This is a genomic window from Streptomyces sp. AC558_RSS880, assembly GCF_019049255.1.
Lineage (GTDB): Bacteria > Actinomycetota > Actinomycetes > Streptomycetales > Streptomycetaceae > Streptomyces.
On sequence record NZ_JAGMUJ010000042.1, the window covers coordinates 1 to 763 of the forward strand.

At 66.3% G+C, this 763-nt stretch carries 1 protein-coding gene; it reads right to left on the reverse strand.

Going from position 1 to position 763, the window contains the following annotated elements; all coding sequences use genetic code 11:
- Positions 1 to 77 precede the first annotated feature (77 nt).
- The coding region (locus KUM38_RS18645; protein WP_254397407.1) for an IS6 family transposase at positions 78 to 763 on the reverse strand (686 nt) is incomplete at its 5' end.

The window sequence follows — 763 nt, forward strand, 5'->3', positions numbered from 1 at the left end:
GGCGTTGTCACGTTGTTGGGTGTGTGGGCGTCTGACGGTGTGTCGAGGTGTGGTGGGGCCAGGTTCCGGGCCGGTGCTCAGGCCGTGGCAGGTCGGTCCGTGACGCCGGTGATCTGCTCCCAGATGGTGAAGCGGACGGTCATCTCGGCTCGGTGGGCGGCAGCGGTCATCAGATGGCGGCGGGGTCGGAAGTGGGTCGAGATACGGCTGAACGCGGAGAGGAACCGCTGTGCTCCGCCCACCGAGCGGAAGCCTTTCATCGCCCGTTCGCGTTGCCTGGTGGGCTGGTGGCTGTTCTCCGCCCGGTTGTTCAGGTACTTCGACTGCCGGTGCTCGACGCAGGGCATGACCTCGCGGAGGGCCGCGCCGTAGGAGCGGAGCTTGTCGGTGACGACCACCCGCGGCGGCGTGCGGGTCTTCTTGAGGAGCCTGCGGAAGAAGCATCGGGCTGCGGCCTTGTCCCGCCGGTTCTGCACGAGAATGTCGAGGACGTGCCCGTCCTGGTCGACGGCCCGCCACAGGTACTGCAATCGCCCGTTGATCTTGATGAAGACCTCGTCCAAGTGCCACTTGTCCCCGAACTGGGGCTGTCGACGGCGCAGCGCGCCTGCGTAGGTCTGCCCGAACTTGCTGCACCAACGGCGGATCGTCTCGTAGGAGACGACGATCCCGCGCTCGAGCATCAGCTCCTCGACCTCGCGGAACGACAGCGGGAAACGGAAGTACAGCCACACACAGTGGGAGATGACCTCGACCGGGTACC